The organism is Enterobacter sp. TCD1-1 (assembly GCF_020567405.1).
GTDB classification, from domain to species: Bacteria; Pseudomonadota; Gammaproteobacteria; order Enterobacterales; family Enterobacteriaceae; genus Enterobacter; species Enterobacter quasiroggenkampii.
In genome coordinates this window covers 626,466-643,096 of record NZ_JAJCXF010000001.1, presented here as the reverse complement: position 1 = coordinate 643,096, position 16,631 = coordinate 626,466, and the positions used below count along the sequence as shown (strand labels likewise).

Here is a 16,631-nt window from a genome sequence, read left to right as displayed (position 1 = left end):
CAAATCAAAGGCATAAAAAAAGCGCCCTGAGGCGCTTTTTTGTTTTAAGGCAAATATTAACCGATGTACTGCTGGCCTTTCATGTATGGACGCAGCACTTCAGGGATCTCGATACGACCGTCTGCCTGCTGGTAGTTTTCCAGCACGGCAACCAGGGTACGGCCCACAGCCAGACCAGAACCGTTCAGGGTATGCACCAGACGGGTTTTCTTGTCAGATTTGCTGCGGCAGCGTGCCTGCATGCGGCGCGCCTGGAAATCCCAGACGTTAGAGCAGGAGGAGATTTCACGGTAGGTGTTCTGCGCAGGCACCCACACTTCCAGATCGAAGGTTTTGCAGGCGCCAAAGCCCATATCACCGGTGCACAGCGCCATACGACGGTACGGCAGACCCAGCAGCTCCAGCACTTTCTCCGCGTGGCCGGTCATCTCTTCCAGCGCGTCCATGGACTCTTCAGGACGGACGATCTGCACCATCTCAACCTTGTCGAACTGGTGCATACGGATCAGACCACGCGTGTCGCGACCGTAAGAACCGGCTTCAGAACGGAAGCACGGAGAGTGCGCCGTCAGTTTGATTGGCAGATCGTCTTCGTCGATGATCTCATCACGCACGAGGTTAGTCAGCGGCACTTCCGCGGTTGGGATCAGCGCGTAGTTGCTGCTGTCTGCTTCTTCGTCCAGCGGACGGGTATGGAACAGATCGCCGGCAAATTTCGGCAGCTGGCCCGTACCGTACAGCGTATCGTGGTTGACCAGATACGGCACGTAGGTTTCGCTGTAGCCATGCTGCTCGGTGTGCAGATCCAGCATGAACTGCGCCAGCGCGCGGTGCAGATGGGCAATCTGGCCTTTCATCACCACGAAGCGAGAACCGGTCAGCTTAACAGCAGCCGCAAAATCCAGGCCCGCGTGCATTTCGCCCAGCGTCACGTGATCGCGCACCTCGAAGTCAAACTCACGAGGCGTACCCCAGCGTTTCACTTCAACGTTGTCGTTTTCATCTTTGCCGACAGGCACGCTGTCGTCAGGAATATTCGGGATAGCCAGGGCAATATCACGAATTTCGGCCTGAAGAACATCCAGCTCCGCTTTCGCCTGATCCAGTTCTTCACCCAGCTTGTTCACTTCCAGGCGTAATGGCTCAATATCTTCCCCGCGCGCTTTCGCCTGGCCGATGGATTTCGATCGAGAGTTACGCTCTGCCTGCAGATTTTCAGTTTGTACCTGCAGAACTTTACGACGCTCTTCAAGAGCGCGCAGCTTATCTACATCCAGCTTAAAGCCCCGGCGTGCCAGTTTTTCAGCGACTGCGTCTGGCTCATTACGCAGCAGATTGGGATCGAGCATGCTTATCCTGTGCTTATCGAATTAAAATAGGAAATGTGACCACAGCCTGCGGTCACAAGGATACAATTGCCAACATTACCGCAACGACTGAACTAACGGTAGCGTTTTATAGGGCTATTTTGATCCTGTCCGGCGAGCCAGGTGAGCTTTTCACCAATCTTGCCTTCAAGACCTCTGTTTGTGGGGTGATAATAGCGCGTTTGTGCCATCTCCTGCGGGAAATATTCCTCCCCGGCGGCGTAGGCATTGGGTTCATCATGAGCGTAGCGGTACTCCTGCCCATACCCCATCTCTTTCATCAGTTTGGTCGGCGCATTACGCAGATGAACCGGTACATCGTAGTCCGGGCGTTCGCGTGCGTCAGACATCGCGGCCTTAAACGCGGTATAGACGGCATTGCTTTTCGGCGCACAGGCCAGATAGACAATCGCCTGCGCAATGGCACGCTCGCCCTCCGCAGGTCCAACCCGGGTGAAACAGTCCCAGGCCGACAGCGCGACCTGCATGGCGCGAGGATCGGCATTGCCGACATCTTCTGAGGCAATCGCCAGACAGCGGCGCGCGACGTATAGCGGATCGCCACCCGCAGTAATAATACGCGCATACCAGTACAGCGCCGCATCCGGCGCGCTGCCGCGCACGGACTTATGCAGCGCCGAAATCAAATCGTAAAAACGGTCACCTTTATTATCGAAACGCGCGCTGCGTTCCCCGGCAATTTCGGTGAGCAGTTCCGGCTTCAGCACCCGCTTGCCGGCATCGTCGACTTCGGCCATATCGGCCATCATCTCCAGCGTGTTCAGCGCCCGACGCGCATCGCCGTTAACCAGTTCCGCAATCGCACGACGCGTCTCGTCAGGCAGAACGATATCCTGTCCCCCGTAGCCGCGCGATTTGTCGTCCATCGCCTGAGTAAGAACCTTTTCGATATCCTCGGTCGTCAGCGATTTGAGCAGGTAAACGCGCGCGCGGGAAAGCAGCGCCGAGTTCAGCTCAAACGACGGGTTTTCGGTGGTCGCGCCGATGAAGAAGATCGTGCCGTCTTCAATATGCGGCAGGAAGGCATCCTGCTGGCTCTTGTTGAAGCGGTGGACTTCGTCTACAAAGAGAATAGTGCGCCGCCCGGCATTGCGGTTCTGCCGCGCACGCTCGATCGCTTCGCGGATCTCTTTCACGCCGGACGTCACCGCCGAGATACGTTCGACGTCTGCGTTGGCATAGCGGGCAATCACTTCAGCGAGGGTCGTTTTACCGGTGCCGGGTGGCCCCCAGAGGATCATGGAGTGCAAATGCCCCGCCTCAATGGCGCGCGGCAAGGGCTTACCGGCAGCCAGCAGGTGCTGCTGGCCGATGTACTGCGCTAAATTTTCTGGCCGCATACGTGCGGCCAGAGGTTGAAACGCGTTATCTGAAAAATCGAGCGACAGATTGCCCACTCACGCCTCTTACTTATTGCGTTGGTCGTCCACCGTTACGCCCTTCGGCGGGGTAAAGGTGAATTTCGATGCATCAACGGCGCCGTTCTGCTGAGACTTGAGCTGATAGCTGCTGCGCTGATCGTCCTGCTCAACCGCGCCGAACTGATTAATGGTACCGTTAGTGCTGACATTGATGGTGAACTGCTTCAGGTTGCCGTTGCTGCCTTTCGGCGTCAGGACAAATTCGTCACCCGTCTGTTTAATGTTGTACTGCTGCCAGTCGCTGGCCTGGTTACGGGCAATCAGCATAAACGGCGTATTGCTGGTCGCATCCTTCAGCCAGGTCGCCGTGGCCTGCTCAACGAACGGGTTGAAGAACCATAAGGTTTTACCGTCAGAGACCAGGATGCTCTCATCCGGCTGGGTCATGTGCCAGTTGAACAGATTGGGGCGTTTTACCCACAAATCTCCCTGACCTTCCTGCACCGCGTTGCCGCTGCCGTCCGTCACTTTTTGGGTGAAGCTGGCGTGGAAGCTGCTTACTTTATCCAGTCGGCTTTTAAGGTCGCTGGCTGCATCAGCCCAGACGCTGCTGGCGACAAAACTGGTGAGTAATGCACAGGCGATGGCGATTTTTTTCATTGTTATTCCTTAAAATACGTCTTCCCGATAGGGGGTTTCCGTCTTCTATTCTGGACCTGCCCGAAGGCAGGCGACAGAAGAAAATGCTTAATTTTGGCTGATTTACCCTTCTTTGCAATTGCGGAAGGTTAATCAAACGGTGGCGGTGCCAGCACCTCGCGGTTACCGTTATGCCCCTGCTCGCTCACAATGCCCTGCGCTTCCATCTGCTCGATGATGCGCGCAGCGCGGTTATAGCCGATGCGGAACTGACGCTGTACGCCGGAAATAGACGCTTTACGTTTTTCGGTAACGAAGTTAACCGCCTGATCGAATAACGGATCCAGCTCTTCACCGCCGTCAAAGCCACCGCCACCGCCTTCGCTTTCCGTGTCGCTGGTGATGCCATCGACGTATTGCGGACGACCGCGCGCTTTCCAGTCCTGCACAACCGCGTGCACTTCCTGGTCGCGCACGAACGCGCCGTGAACACGCACCGGAGAAGTGGAGTTCGGACCGGAATAGAGCATGTCACCCATACCCAGCAGCGATTCTGCACCGCCCTGGTCAAGAATAGTACGCGAGTCAATTTTGCTCGATACGGTAAAGGCGATACGCGTCGGAATGTTCGCTTTAATCAGACCGGTGATAACGTCCACGGAAGGACGCTGGGTCGCCAGCACAAGGTGAATACCGGCCGCACGCGCTTTCTGCGCCAGGCGGGCAATCAGCTCTTCCACTTTCTTACCGACGGTCATCATCAGGTCAGCGAATTCATCGACCAGCACCACGATATAAGGCAGTTTTTCCAGCACCGGATGTTGGGCATCCATGCTGTCACCCGGCTTCCAGTACGGATCCGGAATCGGACGTCCCATGCGTGCCGCTTCGGCGATTTTCTCGTTATAACCGGCCAGGTTACGTACGCCCAACGCAGACATCAGCTTGTAGCGACGCTCCATCTCATTCACGCTCCAGCGCAGAGCGTTGGCGGCGTCTTTCATGTCGGTGACCACTTCGGTCAGCAGATGAGGAATACCTTCATAGACCGACAGTTCGAGCATTTTCGGGTCAATCATGATGAAACGCACATCTTCCGGCTGCGCTTTATAGAGCATGCTGAGGATCATGGCGTTCACACCGACGGACTTACCGGAACCGGTGGTACCCGCGACCAGCAGGTGAGGCATTTTTGCGAGGTCTGCCACCACCGGATCGCCAGCGATATCTTTACCCAGCACCACGGTCAGTGGAGATGGGTTATCACGGAACTTGGTGTTATCCAGCACTTCACGCAGGTAGACTGTCTGACGTTTTTTGTTCGGCAGCTCAAGACCAACGTAAGGTTTACCCGGTATCACTTCCACCACGCGCACCGCCACGGTCGACAGCGAACGCGCCAGGTCGCGGGACAGGTTAGAAATACGCGCGGCTTTTACGCCCGGCGCCAGGTTCAGTTCAAAACGGGTGATCACAGGACCCGGAGAGTAGTTCACCACGTCCGCCTTGATACGGAAGTCAGCCAGACGGGCCTCCACCAGACGCGCCATCTGCTCCAGCGCGAAGGTATCAACCGGCTCAACTTCTGACGGCGGCGGCGTTAACAGATCCAGAGACGGCAGCGGCGTGCTTGGACGCTGCAGCGGACGGCTGTCACCGTTACGCATCAGCAGCGGGTGAATCAGGCTCTCCTGAGGCTGAGGCGCAGGCTGCTGGAACTGCGGCGGCTGTGGTGGCTGCTGCGGTTGTGTATACGGCTGCTGAACGGGCTGTTGCGGCTGCGCGTAGGCCTGTGGTGCCGGTGGCTGGCGCACAGGCTCAGCTTCCGGCATCACGCTCGGGGTAAATAAAGGCTCGCTTGGGCCATCATCCACCAGATCTTTCATCGGCGAGAATTCAAAGTCCGACAGCGAGAACGGATTTGCACCAGCCGGTTGTTCACCGGAATAGCGCTGCTGCTGGGTGGCGGCAAACTGACGCGCCAGTTCCGCTTCTGCGGCGTCATCGTCGTCTTCCAGCGCCGGTTCATCGTGCTGATACTCTTCACCGTAGCGCTGATTCTGCTGCGCAGCGAACTGGCGGGCCAGCTCGTCCTGCTGCATTTCATCAGCATCATCGTCGTACTCAGACTCGCGCGCTTTTTCTTCAGCCATACGCTGGGAAGGCAGCTTGATGCCATAAGAAGCAAGCTCACGGCGGGTTGGCACGCGGACGCGGTTAGGACGAGGCAGCTGCGGACCAATCCCCTCTTTCACCTGAGGACGAGGTGCCCCCCCGGTTGCCAGGCTAAAGACGGGTGCAGCCACGGCCGCCGCCGCGGTAGCCTGCTTCACGCTTTCAGCTACGGGTGCAACAGCAGGCGTCGGGTCGACAGGTGGAACAGAAACAGAAGGCGCTTTCGTAACCTGCTCCTGCACTGGTTCAGGCACAGGCTGATACCAGGCGGCCAGTTGTTCGCGTTCACGCGCGCGGCGCTCTTCGACTTCTTCAAAATAGTACAGCGGTGGACGGGCAGGCTTCACCTCTTCCACGATTTCAGGCTCAGGCTCAGGCTGCGGTGCGACGTAAGACTGTACAGGCTCGACCGGTTCAGGCACATACTCCTGATACGGTTGAGCCACTGGCTGCTGATATTGCTGCGGCTCATACTCAGGCTGCGGCGGCTGATAAGGCTGCTGCCACTGTTCCTGCTGCACGGGAATGTAGCTTTCAGGTTCAGGCGCAATAACGGGCTCTGGCGTGTGAACACCCGGCGCAGTCTGCCACTCAACCTGAGGCTGCTGAATAACGGATTCCGGTGGCGGGACCGGCGCGGATGGCATCACGGCGTCGACAGGCGCGGCATACGCCTGGGCTGCAGTCGTCGCGGCAGCCGCGGCTGCTACCGGTTCGGTGACCGAGTGGCCGTTTAACAGCGGGTCGTATTCGTCAAAGTCCCCGGGCGTGGCCCGGCTGCCGGAGAAGAGCACATCGTCAGGATCGACGGCGACACCCGCAGCGCGATACGCCACCTGCTCGTCTTCATCCATGCGTTTACCGGAGAAGAGCGCCGCATCGGTTTTACGGCCCAGTGGGTTGGCAAATTTCTCAGCAACACGCTGGCGACGCGCCAGAGCGCCGCGCAGAATTCGGGCACGACGAGACTCGCGATGCTGCACAGGCGCATCGTCTTCCTCTTCATCTTCGTATTCGTCTTCATCCACCCACGTATCGTCACGGCGGGTACGATTGCTGGCAAAAGTCAGAATGGTGAGGATAAAGCTGCCAATTTTCTCGGCAATGCTCACCCAGGACCAGCCGGTAAACAGCGTCAGCCCGGCGGCCCAGATGCACAGCAGTGCCAGCGTGCCGCCGCTGCTGTGCAGCATCGGCTGGAGCGCAGAACTTAATAAGCTGCCGATCACCCCGCCAGAGGCGAAGTACCAGATATCATCGGCGTTAATCGCCGCCAGCCCGCAGGAGGTGAGGATCAGCGCCAGCGCGCCAATCAGGCGCAGCGAGACGGCGAAATAGTCGATGTAATCATCGTTCTGACGATGACGCCACGCAAACCAGCATCCGCCAATGATAATGACGGGAAGGGTGTAGGCCATCACACCGAAAATGAAGAACAGCGTGTCCGCAAGCCAGGCACCGGGGACACCGCCCAAATTATGGATAGGCTCATGCCATGCAGTTTGTGACCAGCTGGGATCCGAGGGGTTGAAACTGAGTAAGGCTGCCATCAGCCAGACGGCAAAAAGGGCAATAACAATCAGCAAAGCCTCGAGGAGACGACGTCCGCTGCTTAGCTTCGATAGTGTGACTTCTTTGTCTTCAGTGTATTCCTGGCTCAAGAAAGGCTCTCCAGGTATCAGGCATATCCTGCCTGTTTGCTAAAACGGACAACAGCGCCGGGACTCCCCGGCACTGTTGCTGTATGGATTAACAGGAGTGTAATCAAACTACGCTGATTTTGCACCTGTTCCGTGTTAGCGCGTCTTAATAACCAGACGATTGCTCTGTTTGACCTCTTCCATCACCACGTACGTACGGGTGTCGTTCACGCCCGGCAGACGCAACAGGGTTTCCCCCAGCAGCTTACGGTAGGCGGACATATCAGGCACACGGGTTTTCAACAGGTAGTCGAAATCACCGGACACCAGATGACACTCTTGAATTTCTTCAAGTTTTTGTACAGCGGCGTTAAATTGCTCAAACACATCCGGCGCACCACGATTCAGAGTAATCTCAACAAATACCAGAAGTGAGGCATCCAGATAATGCGGGTTCAGCAGAGCCGTATAGCCCTGAATAAAACCCTGTCTTTCCAGTCGGCGCACACGCTCAAGGCACGGCGTCGGGGAAAGTCCCACACGTTTTGAAAGCTCGACGTTGGAAATACGCCCATCCTTTTGCAATTCATTAAGAATGTTACGATCGATACGGTCGAGATCTTTGCCAGGGCGCTTCTTGCTATCTACCATTATTATTGTCTCTCTGTATTCCTTCCCTACTCCTGCCTGGACCCTGTGCACATCACTGTTCAGAGCCTGTACCCGTTAGTCATCACATCGCCTGATTATGTAATAGACGCGATGCGGATTCGGGTTCTGTTGGTAAGAAGACCGTTGCCCGAAGGCAGTCACCGACATCACGTATGGCGTCTGTCCACGCCATGCGTAGATTTCACTGACCCGGTAAAAATGGCATTTACGTGCATGCCTATGCGGCATACGGTTAACGCGGTTTTTTTTCTTCCTTGAATGTTTTCGCAAAAGCGCAGGGGATTGTCAAAGCAAAACATCGTTTTTTAGTACAACATGCCGGATATTCATTGCGGCAGGGTATTAATCCTCATTTTATTGCCTTACAAACGACCGCTTTTCTGGAGAAAGCGTGATGTTATCGCGCGCGATTCATCGTCCATGGCTATTACACAGATTGATATCAAAATTGCTGCGCTCTTTTTTTACGGCAACAAATTCCCTACAATCCAGCCAAATGTCTGCCAACAACAATGGGGATCTCATGGGCACGGCCAAACACAGTAAGCTGCTAATCCTTGGTTCTGGACCTGCGGGATATACCGCGGCGGTCTATGCTGCACGCGCTAACCTGCACCCGGTATTAATCACCGGCATGGAAAAAGGCGGTCAGCTGACCACCACCACCGAAGTGGAAAACTGGCCAGGCGACCCGAACGACCTGACCGGGCCGCTGCTGATGGAGCGTATGCACGAGCATGCCGCTAAATTCGAAACCGAAATTCTGTTCGATCACATCAATAAGGTCGACCTGCAGAACCGTCCGTTCCGCCTGACGGGTGACAGCGGTGAATACACCTGTGACGCGCTGATCATTGCAACCGGTGCCTCTGCCCGCTATCTCGGTCTGCCGTCCGAAGAAGCGTTTAAAGGCCGCGGGGTTTCTGCCTGCGCCACCTGCGACGGTTTCTTCTATCGCAATCAGAAGGTCGCGGTCATCGGCGGCGGCAACACTGCCGTGGAAGAAGCGCTGTACCTGGCGAACATTGCCTCTGAAGTGCACCTGATCCACCGCCGCGAGACCTTCCGCGCGGAGAAGATCCTGATCAAACGTCTGATGGACAAAGTAGCAAGCGGCAACATCGTGCTGCACACCAACCGTACGCTGGAAGAGGTGACGGGCGACCAGATGGGCGTTGCCGGTCTGCGTATTCGTGATACCCAGAACACCGATAATGTCGAAACGCTGGAAGTGGCGGGTCTGTTTGTGGCCATCGGTCACAGCCCGAACACCGCAATCTTCGACGGTCAGCTTGAGCTGGAAAACGGCTATATCAAAGTGCAGTCCGGCATTCACGGTAATGCGACTCAAACCAGCATCCCGGGCGTATTCGCGGCTGGCGACGTGATGGACCATATTTATCGTCAGGCGATCACCTCTGCGGGCACCGGCTGTATGGCCGCGCTGGACGCTGAACGCTACCTCGATGGACTGGCTGAACAAGGTAAATAATCTTTACAAGTCAGTAACAAACGTAAATAAAGGCGGCGATAAGTCGCCTTTATTGTCTCCCCGTTGTAACATTGCGCTGCCCAACTTCTAATAACGTCACCTGCAAAGTACGCAATGGAAAAAACCCGTCAACAAGAGTTAACACGCTGGCTGAAACAGCAAAGCGTTCTTTCCCGCCGCTGGCTTATGATTTCCCGTCTTTTGGGTTTCGTCAGCGGTCTGTTGATTGTTGCCCAGGCATGGCTGCTGGCCCGCATTCTTAATCACATGATCATGGAGAACATTCCACGCGAAGCGCTCCTGCTGCCCTTTATTGTCCTGATCCTGATTTTTATCCTGCGCGCCTGGGTGGTGTGGCTACGTGAGCGTGTCGGTTTTCACGCCGGACAGCACATCCGCTACGAGATCCGCCGTCAGGTGCTCGACAGGCTTCAGGAAGCCGGGCCCGCGTGGATCCAGGGTAAACCGGCCGGTAGCTGGGCGACGCTGATCCTTGAGCAGATTGACGATATGCATGACTACTACGCGCGCTATCTGCCGCAGATGGCCCTTGCCGTCTTCGTTCCGCTGCTGATCGTGATCGCCATCTTCCCGGTGAACTGGATGGCGGCGCTGATTCTGATGGGCACCGCCCCGCTGATCCCGCTGTTTATGGCGCTGGTCGGCATGGGGGCTGCGGATGCCAACCGCCGTAACTTCCTCGCACTGGGTCGCTTAAGCGGTCATTTCCTCGATCGTCTGCGTGGTATGGAGACATTGCGCATTTTTGGCCGCGGTGAAGCGGAAACCGAAAATATTCGCCTGGCGTCACAGGACTTCCGTCAGCGCACCATGGAAGTACTACGCCTCGCCTTCCTGTCTTCAGGCGTTCTGGAATTCTTCACCTCGCTGTCGATTGCCCTTGTGGCGGTCTACTTCGGCTTCTCCTACCTCGGTGCGCTGGATTTCGGCCACTACGGCACGGCGGTGACCCTTTCCGCCGGTTTCCTGGCGCTGATCCTGGCGCCGGAGTTTTTCCAGCCGCTTCGCGATCTGGGAACTTTCTATCACGCCAAAGCTCAGGCGGTTGGCGCCGCCGATAGTCTTAAAACGTTCCTGGAAACGCCGCTAGCCCACCCGGAGCGCGGTGACGTGACGCTGAATGCGAAAGATCCGGTGACCATTGAAGCGCAGGACTTTTCCATTCTGTCGCCCGAAGGCAAAGTGCTCGCCGGTCCGCTGAACTTTACCTTACCTGCCGGACAACGCGTGGTCCTTGTCGGCATCAGCGGTTCCGGGAAAAGTTCTCTGCTGAACGCGTTGTCCGGTTTTATGGCCTACACCGGTTCACTGCGGATCAACAAAACCGAACTGCGCAACCTCGACCCAGACGCCTGGCGTAAACAGCTCAGCTGGGTAGGCCAAAACCCACAGCTTCCCGCCGCTACGCTGCGCGAAAATGTGCTTCTGGCGCGCCCGGACGCGCGTGAAGATGAACTGCAGTCGGTTCTCGACCGCGCCTGGGTCAGCGAGTTTCTGCCGCTGCTGCCGCAAGGGGTGGATACCGTTGTCGGCGACCAGTCCGCCGGGCTGTCGGTCGGGCAGGCGCAGCGTGTGGCCGTTGCCCGCGCGCTGCTCAACCCATGCCAGCTGATGCTGCTGGACGAGCCTGCAGCCAGCCTTGACGCACACAGCGAGCAGCGCGTCATGGAAGCGCTCAACGCCGCCTCCCTGCAGCAAACCACCCTGATGGTTACCCACCAGCTGGAAGGGATTGCCGACTGGGATCAGATCTGGGTCATGGAAAACGGCCGTATTGTTGAGCAAGGCGATTACGCCTCTCTCGTTGCCGCCCAGGGGCCATTTGCTACCCTGCTGGCGAACCGTCAGGAGGATATCTGATGCGCGCTCTGCTGCCTTACCTGGCGCTCTATAAGCGCCACAAATGGATGCTGACGCTGGGGATTGTGCTGGCTATTGTCACGCTGCTCGCCAGCATAGGCCTGCTCACGCTTTCCGGCTGGTTCCTGTCGGCCTCGGCCGTCGCGGGGTTCGCCGGATTATACAGCTTCAACTACATGCTTCCGGCTGCCGGGGTTCGCGGTACCGCCATCACCCGTACTGCCGGACGCTATTTCGAACGGCTGGTCAGCCACGACGCCACTTTCCGCGTGCTGCAGCACCTGCGTATCTATACCTTTAGCAAACTGCTGCCCCTCTCCCCTGCCGGGTTGGCGCGTTTTCGTCAGGGAGAATTGCTTAACCGCGTGGTGGCGGATGTCGACACGCTGGATCACCTTTACCTGCGGGTGATATCCCCGATCGTGGGCGCGTTTGTGGTGATTGTGGTGGTCACGCTGGGGCTGTCTGTTCTGGATGTCCCCGTTGCGCTGACGCTGGGTGGGATCATGCTGCTGACGCTTATCATTCTGCCGCCGCTGTTTTACCGCGCCGGGAAATCCACCGGGGAAAACCTGACGCGCCTGCGCGGGGACTATCGTCAGCAGCTGACCGCCTGGCTTCAGGGGCAGGCGGAGCTGACCATTTTTGGTGCCAGCAAGCGCTACCGCGCCCGCATGGAAAGTACGGAGCTGAACTGGCATGAAGCCCAGCGCCGCCAGTCGGAACTGACGGCCTTCTCTCAGGCGCTGATGATGCTGATCGGCGGCGTGGCGGTGATAGCCATGCTGTGGCTGGCATCCGGCGATATCGGGGGAAATACACAGCCGGGTCCGCTTATTGCCCTTTTCGTCTTCTGTGCGCTGGCCGCGTTTGAAGCGCTGGCCCCGGTGACGGGCGCATTCCAGCATCTGGGACAGGTCATCGCTTCTGCCCTGCGCATCACCCAGATTACCGAGCAGAAACCTGAAGTCACGTTCAGTGCCGGGCAGACCGTGGTACCAGAGCAGGTTGCACTGACGCTGGAAGATGTCACTTTCGCCTACGACAAACAGGCGCAGAACGCGCTGGACGGTATTACCCTTTCTGTGAATGCTGGTCAGCGGATTGCGATCCTCGGCCGTACCGGCTGCGGTAAGTCGACACTGCTGCAGCTGCTGACCCGCGCCTGGGATCCGCAGCGCGGCCAGATTCGTTTTAATAACACGTCGCTGACTGATTTTAGCGAGCAGGCCTTGCGCAAAACGGTCAGCGTCGTTCCGCAGCGCGTGCATCTCTTCAGCGCCACCCTGCGCGATAACCTGCTGCTGGCAGCCCCAGAGGCCACGGATGATGCGCTTCGCGCCATGCTGGAACAGGTCGGTCTGCATAAGCTGCTTGAGGACGAGGGATTGAACAGCTGGCTGGGCGAAGGTGGCCGTCAACTCTCCGGCGGTGAACTGCGCCGTCTGGCCATTGCGCGCGCGCTGCTGCACGATGCGCCGCTGATGCTGCTTGACGAGCCCACCGAAGGGCTGGATGCCACGACCGAGAGCCAAATCCTTGATTTGCTGGCCAATGTCATGACCGGTAAAACCGTCCTGATGGTCACGCACCGCCTGCGCGGACTGGCGAGTTTTGATCAGATAATTGTGATGGACAACGGACACATTATTGAGCAAGGTAGTCACGCAGAGCTGTTGGCGAAACAGGGTCGCTACTACCAGTTTAAACAGCGTCTGTAGACTATATTTGTAGCGTCCTCACTCGCGTACTGGAGTTTTGCTGTCATGCGCCTGGTCCAGCTTTCTCGTCATAATATCGCTTTCCCTTCTCCGGAAGGGGCGCTGCGTGAGCCCAATGGGCTGCTGGCCCTTGGCGGTGACCTCAGCCCTGCGCGGTTATTGATGGCGTACCAGCGCGGAATCTTCCCCTGGTTTTCTCCCGGCGACCCCATTTTATGGTGGTCTCCCGATCCGCGTGCCGTGCTGTGGCCAGAGCAGTTTCACCTGAGCCGCAGCATGAAGCGTTTCCATGCGAAATCCCCCTACCGCGTCACCCTGAACCACGCCTTTGGACAGGTCATTGAAGGCTGTGCCGAAGACCGCTTTGAGGGAACATGGATTACCCGCGATATCATTACCGCCTACCACCAGCTTCATGAGCTTGGCTACGCTCACTCCATCGAGGTATGGGACGGTGGAGCACTCGTCGGCGGCATGTATGGCGTGGCGCAGGGGACGCTGTTTTGCGGCGAATCGATGTTCTCCCGCGCGGTGAATGCCTCGAAAACGGCGCTGCTGGTCTTCAGCCAGGCGTTTGCCCAGCGCGGTGGACGCCTGATCGATTGTCAGGTGCTCAACGAGCACACGGCTTCTCTCGGCGCCGTTGAGATCCCGAGACGCCAGTACATCGAGCATCTGGATGCCAGTCGTCAGGAGAAGCTCCCCCGCGACTTCTGGATACCGAGAACGCTCTTTATGCCCAATGCCTAAATGTTTTCCGCATATTTTTTGTGAGGGTGTTATAATTATGCCGCAGAGTAGCTTCTGCCTGTTGCCCCGCCGCCGTTTGGGACCCTCGCTTCAGATAACGTCCTGACGTTTATCCTGTTGTCTCCCCTTTACGAATGCGCTTCCTGTTCGGTTGTACCGTGACGCTTGGGCAATGCGCCGAAACTGTTTTGCTGCGTTTTAATCGCGCAATTCTTTACTTAATTGATGAATTTCGGCATTATCTTGCCGGTTCAAAACTTGGTAGTGATACCCCAGAGGATTAGATGGCCAAAGAAGACAATATTGAAATGCAGGGTACCGTACTTGATACGTTGCCTAATACCATGTTTCGCGTAGAGCTGGAAAACGGTCACGTGGTAACTGCGCACATCTCCGGTAAAATGCGCAAAAACTACATCCGCATTTTGACGGGCGACAAAGTGACTGTTGAACTGACCCCGTACGACCTGAGCAAAGGCCGCATTGTCTTCCGTAGTCGCTAATTGTTTTCGCCTGTAATGGCAGATGAATATTAAATAAGGCCGGGGTTTTCCCCGGCCTTATTTTTTTGTGGTGCAGTTGATTATTTGAACAATTATTTAGCCGTTCGTTCCAGCTTCAGGGCTGTCTGTTCGACAGTGTAGAGAGTAAAGGGAGACCTTATTTTCTATTTTGCTAAACTGCGTGTACGGCAGTGCACCTTCTTTCCCTACGCGTGAGCTGGCTGTTGCCTTTCTAAGCTGTCTGTACGGCAGTGCACGGACGGGTTACCGAATACGAACAGATGCGCTATTTCTAAGCTGCCTGTACGGCAGTGCACAAGTCTGGCTGGCGCGCCACGCCGTTTGGTCATTTCTAAGCTACCTGTACGGCAGTGCACGGCGACGCCCCCAGGGCGCCCCCAAGGCATAGTTTCTAAGCTGCCTGTACGGCAGTGCACAATTCAACTACGCGGAAGACGCGGAAGTGATGTTTCTAAGCTGCCTGTACGGCAGTGCACAAACCGGAAACCGGTGTGCAAAACAAGCGCCTTTTCTAAGCTGCCTGTACGGCAGTGCACCACAACCAGCGTTTGACCATTTGCCCCCTGGCTTTCTAAGCTGCCTGTACGGCAGTGCACACCCCACCCGTCTGCCGCTGCCATTTCTTTGCTTTCTAAGCTGCCTGTACGGCAGTGCACGGGAGGCAATGCCGCACACATCGAGCCTTTGGGTTTCTAAGCTGCCTGTACGGCAGTGCACATCCTGATAACTGGCAATCAGGCCGGGCTCGTTTTCTAAGCTGCCTGTACGGCAGTGCACACTTGCCTCATGCATAATCCCTCTCATGTTATTTTCTAAGCTGCCTGTACGGCAGTGCACATCGAAAGCGAGCTGACATACGGCGGCACAGATTTCTAAGCTGCCTGTACGGCAGTGCACAGCGCCGAGGCAAAAGCCGCAGGGATAGCAATTTTCTAAGCTGCCTGTACGGCAGTGCACTGGTAGTCGATAGCTCGCGCACTGCTGAGCATTTTCTAAGCTGCCTGTACGGCAGTGCACTGCCATTTCTTGGCGGCGTGGTTTGCGAGCTTTTTCTAAGCTGCCTGTACGGCAGTGCACATTGCGCCCGCTTTGCCTTACTCCAGCTCTTTTTCTAAGCTGCCTGTACGGCAGTGCACGTAAAACGCTGGCGGCGGTTTCGCGTGCTGCTTTTCTAAGCTGCCTGTACGGCAGTGCACCGAATAATTTCAGTATAACGAGTGCCGCCGCGTTTCTAAGCTGCCTGTACGGCAGCGCACGTGGGCGGTTGGTATCTCCGCAGACTCAACCATTTCTAAGCTGCCTGTACGGCAGTGAACTTGGCTTCCAGCTCATCTAGCAGCGCCAGCACTTTCTAAGCTGCCTGTACGGCAGTGAACGGTAACAGTCAGGGTTTACCGCCATGTTCATGTTTCTAAGCTGCCTGTACGGCAGTGAACTGGGTCTGTTTTCAGGAGACGAGCACGTTCACTTTCTAAGCTGCCTGTACGGCAGTGAACGCAATGACTGAGGAACGGAGGACTGGCCACGCTTTCTAAGCTGCCTGTACGGCAGTGAACCGTTGCGCAAGCCCGTATCTGAATCGGGAACCGTTTCTAAGCTGCCTGTACGGCAGTGAACATTTTTTGCATGGATAATCGCCATATATGTTTTTTCTAAGCTGCCTGTACGGCAGTGAACAACCGGGCTAGTGTCGAACGTCGAAGCCCGGATTTCTAAGCTGCCTGTACGGCAGTGAACATGAAGCTGCTTATGGATGGCATGACCCGGCATTTCTAAGCTGCCTGTACGGCAGTGAACATATAAAAACAGTGTTCGAGGTATGCATCATGTTTCTAAGCTGCCTGTACGGCAGTGAACACATGACTGACGTGATTTCCAACATGCAAGAATTTCTAAGCTGCCTGTACGGCAGTGAACTTAAAAAGTTTGGCGAAGGCCTTGTTGAGCTCTTTCTAAGCTGCCTGTACGGCAGTGAACGCCATAAGAAAGGCCGGCTTTCGCCAGCCCTTTTTCTAAGCTGCCTGTACGGCAGTGAACACTTATCGCGGAGCGCTAAAAGGTCGCTGATCTTTCTAAGCTGCCTGTACGGCAGTGAACACGACGCGGGAGCGGTAGAGTCGATTTTCAGCGTTTCTAAGCTGCCTGTACGGCAGTGAACAATGATAATTAGCGCGTTAGTGTCAGCAAGACTTTCTAAGCTGCCTGTACGGCAGTGAACAGTCGTCAATCAGGAATGTGTTTTCCTGGTCATTTCTAAGCTGCCTGTACGGCAGTGAACTTCCCGCCCGGTGGCGGGGGTTGGGACGGCATTTTCTAAGCTGCCTGTACGGCAGTGAACTATACGTGTATGTGCCATCGTCCGGCGGAGTATTTCTAAGCTGCCTGTAC

At 56.4% G+C, this 16,631-nt stretch carries 10 protein-coding genes and 1 CRISPR repeat array (1 of these 11 only partly in view); of the genes, 5 read left to right on the top strand and 5 right to left on the bottom strand.

What is annotated here, in order from left to right; genetic code table 11:
* Positions 1–56: 56 nt before the first annotated feature.
* The 5 genes from serS to lrp all read right to left on the bottom strand — a co-directional run bounded on the left by serS (position 57) and on the right by lrp (position 7,854).
* On the bottom strand, positions 57–1,349 hold the full coding sequence (serS, locus tag LJA86_RS03075) for a serine--tRNA ligase (RefSeq protein ID WP_008499983.1): 1,293 nt from the start codon (positions 1,347–1,349) through the stop codon (positions 57–59).
* Between the two features lie 92 nt (positions 1,350–1,441).
* Complete coding sequence (gene rarA, locus LJA86_RS03070) at positions 1,442–2,785, bottom strand: replication-associated recombination protein RarA (protein WP_008499984.1); 1,344 nt, start codon at positions 2,783–2,785, stop codon at positions 1,442–1,444.
* A gap of 9 nt (positions 2,786–2,794) precedes the next feature.
* Positions 2,795–3,409, bottom strand: a complete 615-nt coding sequence (gene lolA / locus LJA86_RS03065; protein ID WP_024907806.1) for an outer membrane lipoprotein chaperone LolA — start codon at positions 3,407–3,409, stop codon at positions 2,795–2,797.
* 128 nt (positions 3,410–3,537) lie between these two features.
* The gene (locus LJA86_RS03060) at positions 3,538–7,224 is read right to left on the bottom strand and encodes a DNA translocase FtsK 4TM domain-containing protein (protein ID WP_229225630.1); all 3,687 of its coding nucleotides are present in this window, start codon (positions 7,222–7,224) and stop codon (positions 3,538–3,540) included.
* Positions 7,225–7,359: 135 nt separating this feature from the next.
* Positions 7,360–7,854, bottom strand: coding sequence for a leucine-responsive transcriptional regulator Lrp (gene lrp / locus LJA86_RS03055; protein ID WP_000228469.1), 495 nt, complete (start codon positions 7,852–7,854; stop codon positions 7,360–7,362).
* A gap of 544 nt (positions 7,855–8,398) precedes the next feature.
* Here lrp and trxB point away from each other — a divergent pair.
* The 5 genes from trxB (at position 8,399) to infA (ending at position 14,222) form a co-directional block, all read left to right on the top strand.
* The gene (gene trxB, locus LJA86_RS03050; protein WP_032638969.1) at positions 8,399–9,367 is read left to right on the top strand and encodes a thioredoxin-disulfide reductase; all 969 of its coding nucleotides are present in this window, start codon (positions 8,399–8,401) and stop codon (positions 9,365–9,367) included.
* Between the two features lie 114 nt (positions 9,368–9,481).
* The gene (cydD, locus tag LJA86_RS03045; RefSeq protein ID WP_045908396.1) at positions 9,482–11,248 is read left to right on the top strand and encodes a heme ABC transporter permease/ATP-binding protein CydD; all 1,767 of its coding nucleotides are present in this window, start codon (positions 9,482–9,484) and stop codon (positions 11,246–11,248) included.
* Positions 11,248–12,969: a heme ABC transporter ATP-binding protein/permease CydC gene (gene cydC, locus LJA86_RS03040; RefSeq protein WP_229225629.1), complete on the top strand. Its 1,722-nt coding sequence runs from the start codon at positions 11,248–11,250 to the stop codon at positions 12,967–12,969. The genes cydD and cydC overlap by 1 nt, the downstream gene beginning before the upstream one ends.
* A gap of 45 nt (positions 12,970–13,014) precedes the next feature.
* Positions 13,015–13,719, top strand: coding sequence for a leucyl/phenylalanyl-tRNA--protein transferase (gene aat, locus LJA86_RS03035; RefSeq protein WP_045908398.1), 705 nt, complete (start codon positions 13,015–13,017; stop codon positions 13,717–13,719).
* 284 nt (positions 13,720–14,003) lie between these two features.
* On the top strand, positions 14,004–14,222 hold the full coding sequence (gene infA / locus LJA86_RS03030; protein WP_002211347.1) for a translation initiation factor IF-1: 219 nt from the start codon (positions 14,004–14,006) through the stop codon (positions 14,220–14,222).
* A 169-nt stretch (positions 14,223–14,391) separates the two neighbouring features.
* A CRISPR array of direct repeats spans positions 14,392–16,631; the repeat unit is 28 nt; unit sequence TTTCTAAGCTGCCTGTACGGCAGTGAAC (it continues 70 nt past the right edge of the window).